Source organism: Luteolibacter arcticus (assembly GCF_025950235.1).
Classification (GTDB): Bacteria; Verrucomicrobiota; Verrucomicrobiia; order Verrucomicrobiales; family Akkermansiaceae; genus Haloferula; species Haloferula arctica.
In genome coordinates this window covers 40,932-57,558 of sequence record NZ_JAPDDT010000009.1, presented here as the reverse complement: position 1 = coordinate 57,558, position 16,627 = coordinate 40,932, and the positions used below count along the sequence as shown (strand labels likewise).

9 protein-coding genes are annotated in these 16,627 nt (G+C 60.5%); 6 read left to right on the top strand and 3 right to left on the bottom strand.

Going from position 1 to position 16,627, the window contains the following annotated elements:
* Positions 1-16: 16 nt before the first annotated feature.
* Positions 17-919 carry a hypothetical protein gene (locus tag OKA05_RS18835; RefSeq protein ID WP_264488734.1) on the bottom strand — a complete coding sequence of 301 codons (903 nt, stop codon included), beginning with the start codon at positions 917-919 and terminating at the stop codon, positions 17-19.
* Positions 909-4,478 (bottom strand): hypothetical protein, encoded by a 3,570-nt coding sequence (locus OKA05_RS18830; RefSeq protein WP_264488733.1) that lies wholly within the window; start codon positions 4,476-4,478, stop codon positions 909-911. Before OKA05_RS18830 ends, OKA05_RS18835 begins: the two co-directional genes overlap by 11 nt.
* A 554-nt stretch (positions 4,479-5,032) precedes the next feature.
* On the opposite strand from OKA05_RS18830, the gene OKA05_RS18825 reads away from it, so the two are divergent.
* The 4 genes from OKA05_RS18825 (at position 5,033) to OKA05_RS18810 (ending at position 12,459) form a co-directional block, all read left to right on the top strand.
* Positions 5,033-6,052, top strand: coding sequence for a DUF2891 domain-containing protein (locus OKA05_RS18825; RefSeq protein ID WP_264488732.1), 1,020 nt, complete (start codon positions 5,033-5,035; stop codon positions 6,050-6,052).
* A 90-nt stretch (positions 6,053-6,142) separates the two neighbouring features.
* Positions 6,143-7,012, top strand: a complete 870-nt coding sequence (locus tag OKA05_RS18820) for a phosphoenolpyruvate hydrolase family protein (RefSeq protein WP_264488731.1) — start codon at positions 6,143-6,145, stop codon at positions 7,010-7,012.
* Between the two features lie 11 nt (positions 7,013-7,023).
* The gene (locus OKA05_RS18815; protein WP_264488730.1) at positions 7,024-8,235 is read left to right on the top strand and encodes a Tm-1-like ATP-binding domain-containing protein; all 1,212 of its coding nucleotides are present in this window, start codon (positions 7,024-7,026) and stop codon (positions 8,233-8,235) included.
* Positions 8,236-8,292: 57 nt separating this feature from the next.
* Positions 8,293-12,459 carry a PVC-type heme-binding CxxCH protein gene (locus OKA05_RS18810; protein WP_264488729.1) on the top strand — a complete coding sequence of 1,389 codons (4,167 nt, stop codon included), beginning with the start codon at positions 8,293-8,295 and terminating at the stop codon, positions 12,457-12,459.
* Between the two features lie 329 nt (positions 12,460-12,788).
* Here the strand turns inward: OKA05_RS18810 and OKA05_RS18805 are convergent, their stop codons facing one another.
* Positions 12,789-13,373 (bottom strand): hypothetical protein, encoded by a 585-nt coding sequence (locus tag OKA05_RS18805; protein WP_264488728.1) that lies wholly within the window; start codon positions 13,371-13,373, stop codon positions 12,789-12,791.
* A gap of 146 nt (positions 13,374-13,519) precedes the next feature.
* Here OKA05_RS18805 and OKA05_RS18800 point away from each other — a divergent pair, with 146 nt between their 5' ends.
* Together OKA05_RS18800 and OKA05_RS18795 are read left to right on the top strand one after the other, a co-directional pair.
* On the top strand, positions 13,520-15,001 hold the full coding sequence (locus tag OKA05_RS18800) for an SMEK domain-containing protein (protein WP_264488727.1): 1,482 nt from the start codon (positions 13,520-13,522) through the stop codon (positions 14,999-15,001).
* The gene (locus OKA05_RS18795; protein WP_264488726.1) at positions 14,998-16,419 is read left to right on the top strand and encodes an argonaute/piwi family protein; all 1,422 of its coding nucleotides are present in this window, start codon (positions 14,998-15,000) and stop codon (positions 16,417-16,419) included. The genes OKA05_RS18800 and OKA05_RS18795 overlap by 4 nt, the downstream gene beginning before the upstream one ends.
* The last annotated feature ends 208 nt before the right edge of the window (positions 16,420-16,627 follow it).

Sequence of the window (16,627 nt, the reverse complement as noted above, 5' to 3'; positions counted from 1 at the left end):
CTGGTGCTCGACGAACTTATTTTTTCGGAGTCGGCTTTGGTTTGGCTCCTGCATTCCGCTCCATTTCCTCTTCCTGGGCTTTCAAACGCTCCGACAGGGCTGCCTTCTCGACTTCCGAGATTTCGGGCGCTGCACCGGCGGAGTTGCGGTCGCGACGGAGGATGACGGTCTGGAGGAAACCCGCGCGGGAACCATCTTGGGATGTGAAGAACGACGCATCGCTCTTCAGCACGACCAACTGGGCCTGCTCGGTTTCCGCGACCGAAGCGATGTTGTTCTCCTGGGTGGTCCACTCGCCCTCGCTTTGATAGGCGAGTTCGTAGATGACCTCTTTGTTTTGCGGGGTCACCACGAAGCTTTCCTTGGTCTTGAGTTCCTTCCCTGCCTTGTTGTTGCAACGCATCGCGATCGTCAGCGGGCTGAGATTGTGAATCCGGAGCTGACCGTAGGGAAGTTTGGATGGGTCGTCGTTGATAACGTACGCTTGGAACGTGCCGCTGGCAGCGGGCGCGAGAAGAACCGTCGTATGGCTCGAGGTGGCGGGCAGGAGCGCCAGCGACACCAGGGAGGGGGTCTTCTTGCGGCGCTCGGCGAGGATGGCGGCCAGGTTATTGGCGGTGGCGGCCGCAGGGACCGCGGCAGCGGGCTCCGCTTCAGCGGTCGCGGCGGGAGCGGTCCCTTGGTGAATCTCCAGAAGGGTGGGCCCGGAGTAGTTCACCGGCGTGGAGTAGCGGAACGCAAGGGCGGTCACCGGATCCCTGCCCTTCCCGGACTTCAAGGTGAGTCCGGAGATCGAATCGCCCCAAGCGACGAGGTCGATCTTCATCGACACCTGGGCTTCACCCTGGGCCAACGACGAGAGCGGAAACACCAAGGCGAGAACCCCGGACAGAGCGGCAAGGAGAGTCTTAGATTTCATCTTTGGAAAGCCAGCGGAACGAGGCAACCGCGAACTTGCGTCCGAAGTTCCGGTTGATGGCGGAAAGGCTATTGGTGTCGGTGGCGGTACGGAGACGATCGGATGGCAAATTCGAGGAATCAAGGTATTCCGGCTGGCGCTGGACGATGGCCTCGCACCAGGCGCGAGCGGCAATGGATTTTCCGTCGGCGTCCAAGGCTTCCCCGTAACACCGGATGCGGAAGGTGTCGGACCGCGCGGCAATCACCGGGCCGATCGCCTGCAGCAGGTCGGCCTGGGTCAGCCAGCCAGGGATGCCGGTGGAGCGGAAACCTTGTTCGTAAAGGAGGCTGTTGTCGGTAATCGCCGGGCGATCGGCATAGATGCTGGCCACGCTGCCCGGGTTGAGGTCCTTGGACTCGGCCGCCCAAACCGGGAAGCGATCCTCGGTGGTGCCGCCGTAAGTCGTGCCGCGGCTGCCATTGCTCTGGGTGCCCCAGAGATCGGCCTTCGGGGCGGAACCGGTGCCGGCTTTCAGCAGCAGCTTGTCCCGCGACGGGACCAGCGCCGAGGAAAACGCGGATTTGCTGCCGTTGGGGGCGATGTTGGCCCCGCCGTTGTCGAGGGCGCTCTGCAGGGCCCCACTGTATGAAAGCGGGATATTCGTCCGATTGCGGGTGGTGAAGTCCGTAAGCACGCGATTCACGAAGTGGGACAGGGAAACGAACGGGCCGCGAATCCGCACTTGCTTGACGATCTCCTCGGCGACCTTGTCGATCTGGTCGTTGGAAAGCCGGCGGAAGCCGGAGTACGAGTCGTCGACGATGCCCGAGGGATTGCTCTTGCCGGCGCTGAGTTGTTCGAGACTGCGGGGAAACAGGGCATCCGTGGACGCCCCTGTTGCACCGTCGGCGGGATGCTTGAGGAAGCGGTTGCCGGCGAGCAGGGCTTTCCAGGCATCCTTGTTGGTGGAATTGACGTTGAAGGCACCGTTGACCAGCAGATGGCTCGACGCCTTGGCAGGATCGAGAAGCTCGGCGGGGGTGGCTGACGGCTTGGTGACCACCATGCTGTGGTTGAGTGGCTTGCCGTCGGCTGCTTGGCAGGTGGAGAAGAAGTAGGTGTCCCACAGCGCCGCGTTTAGCAGGTAGGACATGTCATAGAAGCTTGCCGAGGTCTTGCTGGAGGACTGGCTCTCTCCACCCTGCGCCCCTGTGATCACGTAGTTGTCGCGCTTCTGGATCGTCAGGTTGCGCTTCACGAACGGCGTCGCGTAGGAGTTGCCGACCGCGTTGCCAGGTTGATGGGCGATGCCGGTGAAGGAATCGTCGGCGGTGAGATCGGCGTGCTGGAGCTGGGCGATCGAGACGAAGTGCTCGGGGAAAGAGAAGAGGACGGTCTTCTTGCTGCCGTCCTTGGACGAGCGGCCCCAATACAACGGGCTCACGGCGAGGTTGCGGGTGAAGGCGGCGCCGGTTTCGGCGTTGTTGTTGAAAGGCAGCAGGTTGAGGCTGTCGCTGCTCTCCATGAAAAAGGGCGGCGGATTGTAAGAAGTGATGGGCTTGGTCACGCGGACGGCCTGCAGGTTGAAGTCCGTGAAGGTGCGCAGCGTGGAACCGCGGGTCCCCAGCAGGTCGGGAGTCGGCAGCAATGTACCGTAGTCCATGCCCGGCTGGCTGATCTGGAAGGAATAGACCTGGAGTGGAAAGGGCCGGGTGATGGTGTCTGCCGTGGCCCGGGTAACGCCACGCTTCGTCTCGGAGAAGAAGCCGTTGTCGAGTTCGAAGCGCTCCAAGCGCCGGAGCAAGTTGCTGGAGGACGATCCACCGGCGATGCGGAGTTCCGCGGAGACCTGGGTGGTGGTCCAGCTCTCGCGGACGTCCAAAGAGATCGAGCCTTCGTTGACCGCGAGTTCCTCCTGGATGATGCAGTTGTCGAAATTGGTCGCGGAACTCGAGCCGAAGGGCTTGAGGTCCACCTTGATCGCGGCCGTGCTGCCAGACCGGCGGAGGACCTGGCTCGCGATGGTGAAGGCCTTGGCCTCGCCCGGAGGAAGTTCACCAGCAGGGATCACGAAGGTCGCGTTGTTGAATACCGCCGGCTCGCCCCGGTTGCTGAAAAAGGCGCAGGGATCTGCCGCGTCATAGATCCGGCTTGAGAGGCTGTTGGTGGAGGGGGTGTCATCAATCATTCTCAACTCCAGATTGGAACTCCACTCGAGCGGGTAGGGGTAGGGATTGGCCAGGGCGACGGCGATCTTCCCGCAGGGATGGATCTGGTACTTGGTGGTGTCGATCTTCACCAGCTTGGCACCGAAGAGCAACCGAAGGTCGATGATGGCGGGAGCGATCGTGATACCGGAGACATCGGAGCTTCCGACGACCTTGAGCTTGCGCGTGCTGGCGGCGGATTTGCTCTGATTGTAAAAGGCGGCAAGGCGGCTCCACTTCGGTCCCTTGAGGAGCCGTGCCGCGGTAACGGTGGTTGGTACGAGGTTCCCGTTCTGGGCGGGGGCATTGGGAAAGCTGGTCGATGCAGTCGACGGAACGCCCTGTTCGAGGACCGCGGTCAGATCCACGCGCAACCCCCCTTGGAGATTGTCGGCGAGGACGCCAAATCCTTCGGTGGTAGCCGAATGGAAAAGCGATCGGGACGAGGTCGCGCCAGGTTCAAGCGAAGGATCGAGGAGCTCGGCTTGCGGGAGGGTCACGACCCGGTTGAGTGACTGGAAGTTGCCCTGTTCGGGAGTTGGATAGCTTTCCGCGCCGCTGACCACCTCCCATCCCGAGCGCTGGTTGGCGAGGGAAGCGTAGGTGATCGTGTCGTCGCTCGAGGTGTCGGTCGTGCGGTTGAATTTTGCCTTTACCCCTTCATCGCCGATCCACCAGGCGTAGCGGCCCGTACCATTTCCTTTCGGATCTGGAGCCAGCTCCACCAGCGGGGCGGAAACGCAATTGTCAGAGAGGGTGCCCGACCCGGTGCCCACGGTGCCGGGGCCGACCAGCACTACCGCCGATTCGGGATCGGAGATGGTACCATCCTGCGAGACTTGGAGGGCTTGGGAAGACGGCGTGAAAGTCGGCTTGGCGCTGGTTTCATTGCCGCTTACCAGCCACTGGAGGTGGGTGGGCGAAGGAGTCTTGGTGTAGATCTCGGTCCCGGGAGTGGCGATATTGGTGTTCCGCCAAATACCGGTCCACTGGCGGGTTCCCGCTTGGACGGAGGACAGACCCTTTTGGGCGTTCGTGACAGTCGTGTTGTTGAGCGGCGCGGCGCTGTTGGCGATCGCATCGCCGGTAGCCGTGCCGGCGAGGTCGGCGGTGCCGGTGATACGTTGGTCCGGTCCCGCGTGTTGCTGGAGTTCACCGATCGCGAACATCAGCGCGAGCCGGGCGTTGGCCCGGGCGGTGGCCATCGCCTCCCCGCGTCCCGATGAACGGAGCGAGATCGACGACAAACTCAGCAGGCCCACCGCGAGGACGGTCAGCAGAACCATCAGCGAGAGTGAAATCACGAGGGCGAAGCCACGCGGATCGCGAAGGCGTCTGTCAGCCAGAAGCCGGTTGGGATTTTGGATCATGGTTGGTCGAGGTTTTTTCGCCGGAAATTCAGTTTGGGTGCCCGAATCCGCCGGTGCAGTTGGTCAAGCTGTCAGACAGCGTATTTACCAAGTAGGCTCATTAGTTACCCGGGGAAGGGGGGATTCATCAAGGAAATTGAACGCGAAAAAGAGAAAGAAAATCTATGCAGGTCGAGGGCGGGTTGGCTGGTGCAAGGGGTTGAGAGGGCTGAATTATGTGACGATTAATGCCTGTGAATCGTTTCTTTAGGCGTAAATAGTGAATCGGAGCGTGTAAGAATGATAACCGTTTGTCTGGTGAGGACCCTCAATAGATTGTTCCACGGTGGCGTCGTTTAAGCCTTAATCGGGCAAAAATATCCATAGTAATGCCAATTCATGGATGAATTCCTGCATGTTCCCGAGGCTTCGGGATTAAAAGACTTCATCCAACCGCCGGATTGGCTCTTTTCGGCTTCCGGTTAGCTGGCTTTGCTTCCGGCATGAGGCGGTTCTTTGCTGTTGCGACCCTTGTCGCCCTTGTTCTCCCGGCGGGCTTCGCTCAGGAGACTGCAATGACGATTGAGCAGGCGGCGGGGTTCGCGAAACTGGCCTTGGCGGGAATTGACCGCGAGTTCCCGAACAAGACCGGCCACGTGACCACGGGGCCGGACGACTTGAAGTCGCCGCGTGAGATGCACCCGGTGTTTTACGGGCACTTCGACTGGCACTCGTCGGTCCACGGTCATTGGATGCTGGTGCGACTGCTCAAGCAATTCCCGGAGGCACCCTTCGCGGGTGAAACCCGGAACATGCTCCAACGTCGGTTTACGCAGGAGGGCTTAGCGGCGGAGGCCGATTACTTTCGAAAGAAGGAGAACCGCAGCTTTGAGCGGATGTATGGCTGGGCGTGGGCGCTGAGACTCGCCCTGGAATTGCGTACGTGGGATGATGCCGACGCTCGCGCATGGGCACGCCACCTGGAGCCGCTGGAGAAGGAGATCGTGGGCCTCGCGAAGGATTACCTGCCCAAGTTGGATTGGCCGGTCCGATGTGGCTTTCATCCCGAGACCTCGTTTCCGCTCGGCCAGATGCTCGACTATGCCCGGGGCTCCGGCGATGCGGAGTTTGAGAAGCTGTTGATCGGGAAATGCCGCCAGTTCTACGGAGCGGACCGCGACTATCCGGCTGCCTATGAACCCTCCGGCAATGACTTCTTTTCACCCGGCCTCAATGTCGCGGACCTGATGCGCCGGGTGCTGCCGGCCGGGGAGTTCGCCACATGGCTCAGCGGTTACTTTCCAGATCTGGCGACGGGCAAGGCGGGTAACCTCCTGACTCCGGTGAATGTCAGCGATCCCACCGACGGGCATCTGATCCATCTTGCCGGTCTCAATCTGAATCGTGCCTGGACCATGCGCGGAATTGCCTCGGTGCTGCCGGAGGACGATCCGCGGCGGAAGGTTTTGTTAGATGCTGCTGACAAACACGCCGATGCCGGGCTGGCGCTGGTGGCCACCGGTCACTACGAGGGCGAGCACTGGCTCGGGTCATTTGCGGTTTATCTTTTGAGCGGTAGCGGCCGGTCCCGCTGAGACGGTGGGGATTTCCGATAGCCGATGGTGGGCGGTGGTGACCGTTCCGGGGCTAGACCGCGGGGGTGCGCGACGTCATAGAATGCCGTCATGCCGAACCCTTGGACCGGAAAAGGAAATCCCTACACGCGTGCGGAAGTGTTGGAGCGCCTGCACGACACGCTTTCGAAAGGCCTGCCCATCATTGCCGCTGGCGCGGGTACGGGTATCAGCGCGAAATTCATCGAGAAGGGTGGGGCCGATCTCATCATCATCTATAATAGCGGCCGCTTCCGGATGGCCGGCCACGGCTCGACCGCCGGGCTGATGGCCTATGGCGATGCGAATGCCGTCGCGATGGAGATCGGTGAATATGAGGTGCTGCCGATCGTGGAGGAAACGCCCGTGATTTGCGGTGTCCACGCCACCGACCCGCGCCGCCGCATGTGGCACTGGCTCGGTAAGGTGAAGGACATGGGCTTCTCCGGCGTGAACAATTTCCCGACCCACTGCATCGTCGATGGCAAGTTCCGCCAGATCCTCGAGGAGACGGGGATGAGCGTGAAGAAGGAATTCGAGATGGTGGCGCTCGCCCGCCGGATGGATCTTTTCAGCATCGTCTACGTCGATGCGCCGGAGGAGGCGAAGGCGATGGCCGAGGCCGGAGCGGATGTGATTATCGCCCACGTCGGCACCACCGTCGGCGGCTCGGTCGGCGTGGTGGATGCGACGATGAGCTTGTCCGAAGCGGCCAAGCGCACGCAGACGATCATCGATGCCGGACGCATGGTGCGTGACGATATCATCTACCTCAGCCACGGCGGCCCGATCAACACGCCGGAGGATGCCGCCTATATCAACGAGCACACCGATGCCTCCGGCTTCGTGGGCGCATCGTCGCTGGAGCGGATGGCGGTGGAGCAATCGCTCACGGACTTGACCCGCGAGTTCAAGGCGATTCCGGTGAAGCGGAAACACTAGGAGATTCGGATATGGCCACCATCGCAGTCCTCGGAGCGCTCGACACCAAAGGCGAAGAGCACGCCTTCGTCGCCAATCTCATCCGCCGCCGCGGGCACGAGGCGTTGCTGATCGATGTCGGCAGCGGCGCTCCGCCGGTGGTGAAGCCGGACATCACCCGCGAGGAGGTGGCGGAGGCGGGGAAGATCGACCTAGCCGCTCTTTCGGCCCGCCGCGATCGCGGCGAGTGCGTCGTCGCGATGTCGCAGGCGGCGCCGAAGATGATCGAGAAGCTCTTCCGCGATGGCCGGATCGAGGGCATCATCTCGCTGGGTGGAGGCGGAGGCACGGCGATCGGTACCGCGGCGATGCGGGCGCTGCCGCTGGGATTTCCGAAGGTGATGGTGTCCACCCTGGCGAGTGGGAATACCGCCCCCTACCTCGGCACCAAGGACATCGTGATGATGCCGAGCATCGCCGATGTCGCCGGGCTGAACCGCGTGTCGCGGGTGATTTTCTCGCGCGCGGCCGGGGCGATCTGCGGGATGGTGGACGCCGAGATCGCGACCTCGGACGCGAGACCGCTGATCGTGGCCAGCATGTTTGGCAACACCACCGCGTGCGTCACCGAGGCGAAAAGCGTTCTTGAGGAAGCTGGTTATGAGGTGCTCGTCTTCGCCGCCACCGGGAACGGCGGCCGCGCGATGGAGGCCTTGATCGGCAGCGGCATGGTCGCCGGCGTGCTCGACATCACCACCACCGAGTGGGCGGACGAACTGGTCGGCGGCGTGCTCACCGCGGGACCGGAACGACTCGATGCCGCCGGGGAGACGGCAGTGCCGTGCGTGGTCGCGCCCGGCTGCCTCGACATGGTGAATTTCGGCGTGAAGGAAAGCGTGCCGAAGCAGTTCAAAGGCCGGAATTTCTACATCCACAACCCGCAGGTCACCCTGATGCGGACCACGCCGGAGGAATGCGCGGAGCTGGGCGAAATCATCGCCGCGAAGGTGAATATGTTCGCCGCCCCGAGTGCGGTGATGATCCCGACGAAGGCAATCAGCGTGATCAGCGCGCCGGGCCAGCCGTTTCATGATCCGGCCGCCGACCGGGCGCTCTTCGCCGCGCTGAAGCGCGATGCGCGGGTGCCGGTGATCGAATTCGACATGGAGATCAATGATCCGGCCTTTGCGCGGGCCTGTGCGGAGAAGCTGCTGGAGCTGATGCGCGGGGTGGATTTGGAATAAATCCTCGCGGATGGTTTTTCCGTCTGGATGGCGTAGAAGGGGGACTCACTCCCATTCATGAAAGCCGCCATCCTGTATTTCGTCCTGACTTCCGCCGCGTTCGCCGACCCTGTTTCCTTGTTCGATGGCAAGACCCTCTCCGGCTGGGAAGTCCGGCCCGGCGAGGAGAAGTGGTGGAAGGTGCAGGATGGCATGATCACCGGCGGCTCGCTCGATGAGAAGGTGCCGCACAATACTTTCCTCGCGACGACGAAGCGCTACGCGAACTTTGACCTGCGCCTGAAGGTGCGGCTGGTGAAAGGGGAGGGCTTCATGAACTCCGGCGTCCAGATCCGCAGCATCCGGGTGCCGGGTGACCCCGAGATGTCCGGCTATCAGGTGGATGCCGGTACCGGCTGGTGGGGGAAATTGTACGACGAATCCCGTAGGAACAAGGTGATCGGCGAGCCGGTCAATCCCGCCGCGCTCAAGGCGCATGACTGGGACTGGAACGATTACCGGATCCTGTGCGAAGGCCCGCGTATCCGGTCATGGATCAATGGGGTGGCGGCCTTGGATTACACCGAGACCGATGCCAAAATCCCGCTGGAGGGGCTGATCGGCGTGCAGGCTCATGGGGGCGGGAAGCTGCTGGGCCAATTCAAGGACATCACGATTGAAGAGCTTCCTGCCACGCCCGGAGCCCCGACGTGGGAGAAGGCCGATCCGCGCTTGCCGGAGAATGAGAAGGCGTCGTTCAAGGTGCCGGATGGCTTCGAGGTCGAGCTGGTCGCATCTGAGAAGGAAGGCGTCGGCAAGCCGGTCACGATGGCGTGGGATCATGCCGGCCGCATGTGGACGATGACCGCGCTGGAGTATCCGGTGGATGCCAACGAGAACGTGGCCCAGGCGGAGGCGCTCTATCAGAAGGGCGGCAAGGACAAGGTGCTGGTCTTCGATGAGCCGTGGAAGCCGGGGCCGCAGGTGCCGCGGGTTTTTGCCGATGGTCTCGCGATTCCGCTCGGCGTGTTGCCGTGGAAGGACGGCGCGCTGGTCCAGTATGGACACGACATCCGCTACTACGTGGATCGTAATAACGATGGCAAAGCGGACGGGCACGAGGTCTTTCTGACTGGCTTCGGCATTCAGGATTCGCACCTGTTTCCCCACCAGTTCGAGCGGTCGCCGGGCGGCTGGTTTTATCTGGCGCAGGGGCTTTTCAATTACTCGAAGGTGAAGCGGCCGGGTGACGCGCCGTTTGCGGATGGGAGCAAGGAGGTGGCCTTCAACCAGTGCAAGCTGGCGCGGGCGAGCCTCGATGGTTCGGCTTTCGAGCTGCTGACCGCGGGGCCGAACAACATCTGGGGCTTCGCCACGGCCCGTGATGGCCGCGAGTTTCTCCAGGAGGCCAATGACATGGGGCACCCGGTGTCGGAGTTCATCGATGGCACGCATTACCCGACCGGCTCGAAGGAGAAGCTGCGCCCCTACGCGCCGCAATTGCCGGAATCGACTCCGGGGCAGCCGATGGGTGGCACCGGCCTGAGCGGCATCGCCCTCGCCGAGGATGAAGGAAGCGCATTCGCCGCGAAGTGGCCGGAGGAGAAAGTCTTCTACCTGGCGAACCCGATCACGAATCGCATCCAGATCGTGACCCGCTCGGCGAATGGGGATTACCGCAAGCAAGAGGACTTCCTCGTTTCCAGTGACGAATGGTTCCGTCCCGTCTCGGCGCAGTTCGGTCCGGACGGCTGCCTCTACATCGCGGACTGGTACAACAAGATCATCTCTCACAACGAAGTGCCGCGGGCTCACCCGGACCGCGACAAGACTCGCGGCCGGATCTGGCGCGTGAAGGCGAAGGGAAGCGCGGTGGTGAGGCCGCCGGACCTGACGAAGCTTTCGGGAGAGGCGCTGGCCGCGGAACTGGGCGGCAAGAATGCCCGCGTGGCGCGGATGGCGTGGCAGGAATTCGGCGATCGTGGCGACAAGAGCCAGGTGCCGCGTTTGGTCGAGATCGCGACGGCGTCTTCCATGCCGAAAGCGAAGCGTCTCGGGGCCTTATGGGCGGTCCGGGATCTCCGGGCGCTTGATGCGGGTTTGCTGCTCCGGTTGGCTGCGGATCCGGATGCCGATATCCGGCGCGAAGCGGTGGAAGCGGCCGGTGATGCGCGGCGTTCCGGTGAAGATTTTCTTCTGCGCATGACGGATGCCGCCACGAAGGCAGGGAATGACTTCGGCGTGAGCTGCGCCTTGGCGAACACGCTCTTTTACCAGCGCGAGGCGACGACCGCCATGGCTGCTGCCATCGCAGGCCTGGCTCCCGCACCTGCCACCGGGAAGGAGCGGCAGGCATACGAAGCGAACTTCCTGCGCTACTTGATCCGCCGGGCTTTGGAAGCTCATCCGGCCGCAGCGAGGACCGCTCTGGCGACGCGGAAACTTCCCGAGGAAGCGAGCCGTCTCTGTGTGCTCGCCCTGCCTGCGGATGACGGGGCGACGGCACTGGTCGCGGCGCTGCCGTCGCTGGTCCGCCCGCTTGATGACGCCGAGCTTGGCTTGCTGGGGTCGCAGCTTTCGCGGACGAGCGTGGCCAAGGCCTTTGGCGAGAAGCTGGCGGACCCGGTCCATCGGGAGACGATGCTGCGCTCCTTGCTCCGGCTGGATCCGGTGGCGGCCTCGGATGACATTCTGCGGGATGCCGTGGGAAGAGCGACAGTCGAGATGATCAAGGCGTCGCCGGACAAGATGCCACTGGCGCTGGACCTGGCGAGGCGTTTCCGGCTCAAGCAGGTGGCACCGATGATCGAGGAACGCCTGCCCGCCGCGAAGCCCGCGGAGCGTGCGCTCTATCTCCGGACCTTGAACGAGATCGGTGGCAACGGGATGGTGATCTTCAGTCTCATGTTGGACGACAAGGACCCCGAAGTCGCACGCGAGGCACTGGTCGGTTATGCGGGATCCGGAGATCCGGTCGTGGTGCCGGCATTGGCGGAACGATGGGCCAAGCTGCCGGGAGCCATGCGCCAGCTCGCGGTGAATGGCATCGCGTCTAACAAGAACACGGCGCGCGTTTTCGCGAGGGCGGTGGCGAAGGGCGGGTTTCCCGGCTTCGATCCGGCCGCGGTGGAGAAGCTGGCGGCCGTGCTCGGCGCGGATGACCCGGAGTTCCGCGAGGTGCTGTCGAAGGTCGAGGGGCTGATGGTTCGCGTGGTCCGGTTATCGGGGAAGCCGGGGGCGGTGATCGCCAGCGGTCTCAAACTCGATGGGCCCTTCACGGTCGAAACGTGGATCAAGCTCGATGAGGGCATCGACAACCGCGACGGGTTGTTAGGGAAACGCGGCGGTGGGCCGTGCGTGAATTTTTGGGATGGGAAGTTGCGGCTGTGGAACGGCTCGGGCGACGTGGTGGTTGCCGAGCATCGGGTCGAGGCGGGGAAGTGGGCTCACTGCGCGGTGACGCGCGATGGCGCAGGCAGGGTAACGCTTTACCTCGATGGTGAGCCCGCGGGCGTATCGCGAGGTGCCTTCAATGCGCCGCTGGAGTCCATGGACATCGGCCAGGTGAATGAGGCGGGTGGCACGGCGGCGACGCTTCTGGAATTCCGCGTGTGGGACATCGCCCGCAGCCCGGCGGAGATCCAGGCAAGCTGCCGCACGCGCTTCACCAGCGGCCAGGAGCACTTGGTGTTTCATGCCGGTGGTGATCTCACCAAGCTGCCGCTCGAAGGTGGCGCGACCATTGAATGGACGACGGACTTTCCCGAGTTGCACACGCCGGCGCAAGCTGCGGCGGTGGCGGCAAAGTTCGACCGCTTCCGGGCGATGGCTTCGAAGACCGGCGACGCGGCGGCGGGCAAGCAACTCTTCCAAGCGACCTGCATGATCTGCCATCAGGCGAAAGGCGAGGGGACTGCGATCGGGCCGGATCTCAGCGGTGCGGGTGCGATGGGTATGGAAAGCCTTTTGCGGAATATCCTCACGCCGAATGCCCAGCTTGAGAGCGGCTACTACCGCCATGACATCACGCTCACGGACGGCAGTCTGGCGAGCGGCTTCCTTGCTTCTGAAACTCCGAAGATCATCGTAATTCGCCAGATCGGCGCGGACGAGCGGGCTATCCCGAAGCATCAGGTAGAGGAGCACACGATTTCAAAGCGCTCGCTGATGCCGGAAGGGCTTATCGATGGCTTCGGGGAGAAGCAGGTGGCGGATCTGTTTGCTTATCTGATGACGTTGAAGTGACCGATTTTTAACCGCAGATGGACGCAGATGGACGCAGATGAAATACAGGGATGGAGGACTGGAATAGACTGGAATGGGACCGTTCACGGCGGAGGCTGCGCTGCCGTAATTTCCGGGGATGATGCTGACGAAGTGCGACGGTCATAGACGCGCCGTTACATCCGCTAATGTAGCGTCGTCTGCGACCGTCGGTAACTAGCGGCAACAGGCCGCATCGTGAGACTCCCGAATCGTATCCCAAGGATGCGTCCCGTGCCGCCGAAGTGCGACGGTCATAGACACGCCGCTACATTTGATGAGATGCCCCCCGGGTCTCGGTGGACTCCCGATCACAACCGGTCCGCCCACGGATACGGCGGCTTGCCACCCGGCCCGTAGAACCGGCGGTTCTCCTCCACGGTCCTCCGCTTGAGCAGCATCGAGCGTTGGATCCTTTGGCCGTCCACTTCCAGGGACACGTCCACCTTCAGTTCGGTGGCATAGCTGAAGAAGGGAATCTCCCCGAACTCCGCTCCGGTCCGGCTCCAGGGCTTAGCGGCGGGGAGCATGCTGCTGTCCTGAGTCCCGCGGGCCTGGCCCCCATGCGAAAGGCGCAGCTTGCCGACCCGGTGCTGCCGGTCATCGAAGTTCCAGAAATACACCGTGATCTTGCCCGTCCCCTCGGAATCCTTGCCGGCCAGGCCGCCGAACATCTGACGGCCGATCGGCGTCTCGTTGTCGATCACCACGCTGATTCCTACCTTGTCCTTGAGCAGCCACTGGCCGTCGTCGAAGTACTTCGAATACGTCTTGTTCGTCGTTCCCGTGGCGGGATCGGATTCGCTCGAGTGGAGCCCGCCGACCGGCCCGCAAGCGGAGAGGAGCAAGGACAACGACAGGGGCAGCGCGATGGCCAGCAGTTGGGGCAAGCTCATGGGTGAACTTGGATAGGGTGTCCCGGCTGGAAGTCAGCATGGAAAATGCTCGTTCTTGCCAAAGGAAGGAACTCGCGGGTTGCGGGATAAGGCGTTGCCAATTTTTTGCCGATCAGACAATCTGCTGATAACCCTAAGGCATTTCGATGGCTCTCCCTCGGCTAGATTACGCGACAAGTATTGGCGACCAGCTAAGTGAGTTGGCCGAAGTGATTAAGACTCGATCACGCGCCGGTTTGACCGACGGCAACAAGATTCTTGAGCCGATCATTCGAAAGACTTTCAATGAACTCTTCGGTTGGAACCTGATCAATCTCAATGGAAACCAGACGAATTTCCCAGCGGCAGACCTCGGCGACCTTGAACGTCGAATTGCCATCCAAGTCACCAACGAAGGGAGGTCGGAGAAAATCTCCCGCACTGCCAGAAAAGCGGAAGAACACAATCTACATGATGATTTCGACAGGTTGATTGTATTCTTCCTGCTGGCGAAGAAACCGGGATTGCCGAAAGACTTTACGTCGACTCGTCGTGGTCCAATCATTGAAACATGGGACAACTCCGACGTTGTAAAAAGGGCGTCGGAAATAGAAGACGTCGATGCTATCCGCCGAGCTTCCGAAATTCTTCGTGCGGAAATGCAGCATTCTCGGTCTGATCCAGCATCGAGGACGGTTTCGCTCACTGGATCAGCGGCGGCTACCAAGTTTGATCACGGGACGTATGGGCTCAGCGGTGATACAGAATCTTTGTTTGCTAGCTTTTTTCCGGTGCACTTTCCAGAAGCTATCCAGAGAGCGAAGATCACATTGAAGCGAGGTATCAGACTTTCAGACCGAATCGAAGCTGCTTGGGAGAGCATGGGGATGAAGGGGCCTACTCCGATGGACTACTTCATCGAGTTGGGAACTGTTTACACCTTTGAGCGCTGGGAGAAACCTCTTTGGCAGGCCCTAATTAGAAGCAAGGCAATCAAGCCGGAATCTTCATTCAGCGCGGGCGATTGGTCCTGTTCTCCGGCTTTGGAGAAGAGGAATCTTTTCAGTAAGCTTCTTCACCGAAACTTGGAGCACCTCTGCAAAAACATTGGGACCGAATTTGAACTTGTCCGGTCGCGGCAGCTCAAATGCTTCCTATTTCAGGCGAAACAGGGTGTTGAATCGGGGAAACTCAAAGTCGAGGCGATAAAGAAGGCGGGAACACGTGAGGTGTTCAAGGCCATTCCCAACACGCTTCCCGGCCGCGAAGGGGATATCCAGCATTGGAAGCACCAAGGATTTCGGCATCAATTCGTAACATTTGGAAGTAACTGGTTCCTCAATATCGAGCCTTTCTGGGCCTTTACTTCTGATGGAATGGGCGGTCAAAGCCGCATGCATGGATCGTCCAGCAGAAACATGAAAAAGATTGAGCGGAATCGGACCGTCTTAGGGCATGTAATGTTTTGGGCTGCGATTCTCTGTAAGGTGCCAGATATGTTTGATCCACCGGCTTTGATCAGATTGGATCGGCCAACCGCGATCAGTGTTAGCCCTTCTATTTCCGACGCGGCATGGAAAACAATCGCCCCGGATGACGAAAAGAGGATTCTGGTTGCAGATGGAGAACAGGAGTTGCTTTTAGCATGAGCTGGAACGTTAGAATTTTTAATGAGCCGATTCTTTCCTTCGGAGGTGAGAACCAGTCTTACGATATTCGAGAAGGAATTCAGGATTTTGGACCTGTCGACGCAGGGAGTTCTCGTGCGAAGTTGTCAGTCCGAATCGGGATTGTCGGAACACCCAAAACTATTTCGGCATTCAAGCAGTGGATGAAGACCTGTGAGGAGGGTATCGCAGGCCACGATCCGCAGAACCCAAATCTTCACCCCGCTTTTCCCGGGCTCGATCCGGCTGTTGGCTTCCGCTGCTCATTCACGATCGATCCGACATGGGAATCGTTTGTGACGGAAGCCGACATTATATCAGCTGCCACGAAATCTGGATCTGTCCTCGCGCTAGCTAGTCTCTTTCACAAGCATATTTCCGCGCTATTTGATGTCTCATCTGCAAAACCGGACGTCGTGATCTGTCTGCCGAACGATGTAGTTCGAAAGACCGTGAAGCCTCGCTTTGACGATGAAGGAAACGAGGATCTTGCACCTGATGATTCCGACAAGGGAGTTGACTTTCACGACTATTTGAAGGGGCTGTGCCTTCAAAGCCGGACCGTGTTTCAATTGATCTGGCCACGAACTTATAGTGAGGGGGCTAAGGGTGTTCAAGATCCCGCGACCAGAGCTTGGAACTTGTTCGGAGCCCTGTTCTACAAGGCGGGCGGGATCCCTTGGAAGCTAATGAAAACCCCTGGAGGACACAGGACATGTTACGTTGGTATTTCATTCTCTATCAGACCTGAAGGAGGGACTTTCCACTCGTGCCTGACTCAAGTTTTCAACGATCGAGGCGAAGGTACAATCCTTCGTGGAGGCTTGGCACTGAAATCTGAGGAGGACCATGAATATCACCTTTCAGCTGACTCCTCAGAACAGTTGTTGTCCAATGCTCTGTGCAGCTACGCATCGGCAAACAGCGAGACGTTTCCTGATCGAGTCGTCATTCACAAATCTTCGGGCTACGACGAGGGGGAACTCAGGGGGTTCAATGCCGCTGCTGAAAAGCATGCTGTTCGTTTCCGTGACTTTCTGGCGCTTCGCGATTCTCGACTCAGGCTGTTCCGAACAGGTGCTTATCCGCCGCTTCGGGGGACGCATCTGATAATGGATGACCAGAACTCGATCCTGTATACGCGGGGAAGCGTCCCGTTCTACCGAAAGTATCCTGGCCCCTACGTGCCCCGCAGCTTGCACATTCGCTACTTTCAGTCCGATAGTGCTCAATCAGAACTCGCGGAGGAAATTCTCGCGCTGACCAAGCTCAACTGGAACAAGACACAGTTCGACTCGTTCTATCCAATTACACTTGGAGGTTCGAAGCGTATTGGTGAAATTTATCAATGGTGCCCCGACGCTCCTGCGGATCCAATTAGCTACTCGTTTTTCATGTGAAGAAGATGCAAGGGTGAGGGTTATTATGAATAAATTAAATATGTAGATTTGTTCATGGGTTTGGCTCGCCTAGTCCCCCTCTCTGAAATATATTGGAGGTTAAGCGTCTCCGTATCCTTGATCTATTTCGGTTCGGCACCGGTGAGGCATATCTTCGCCACCGAAGCCCCAAATGAAAAAGGGCGCGGGCAAGTCGCCCGCGCCCTTT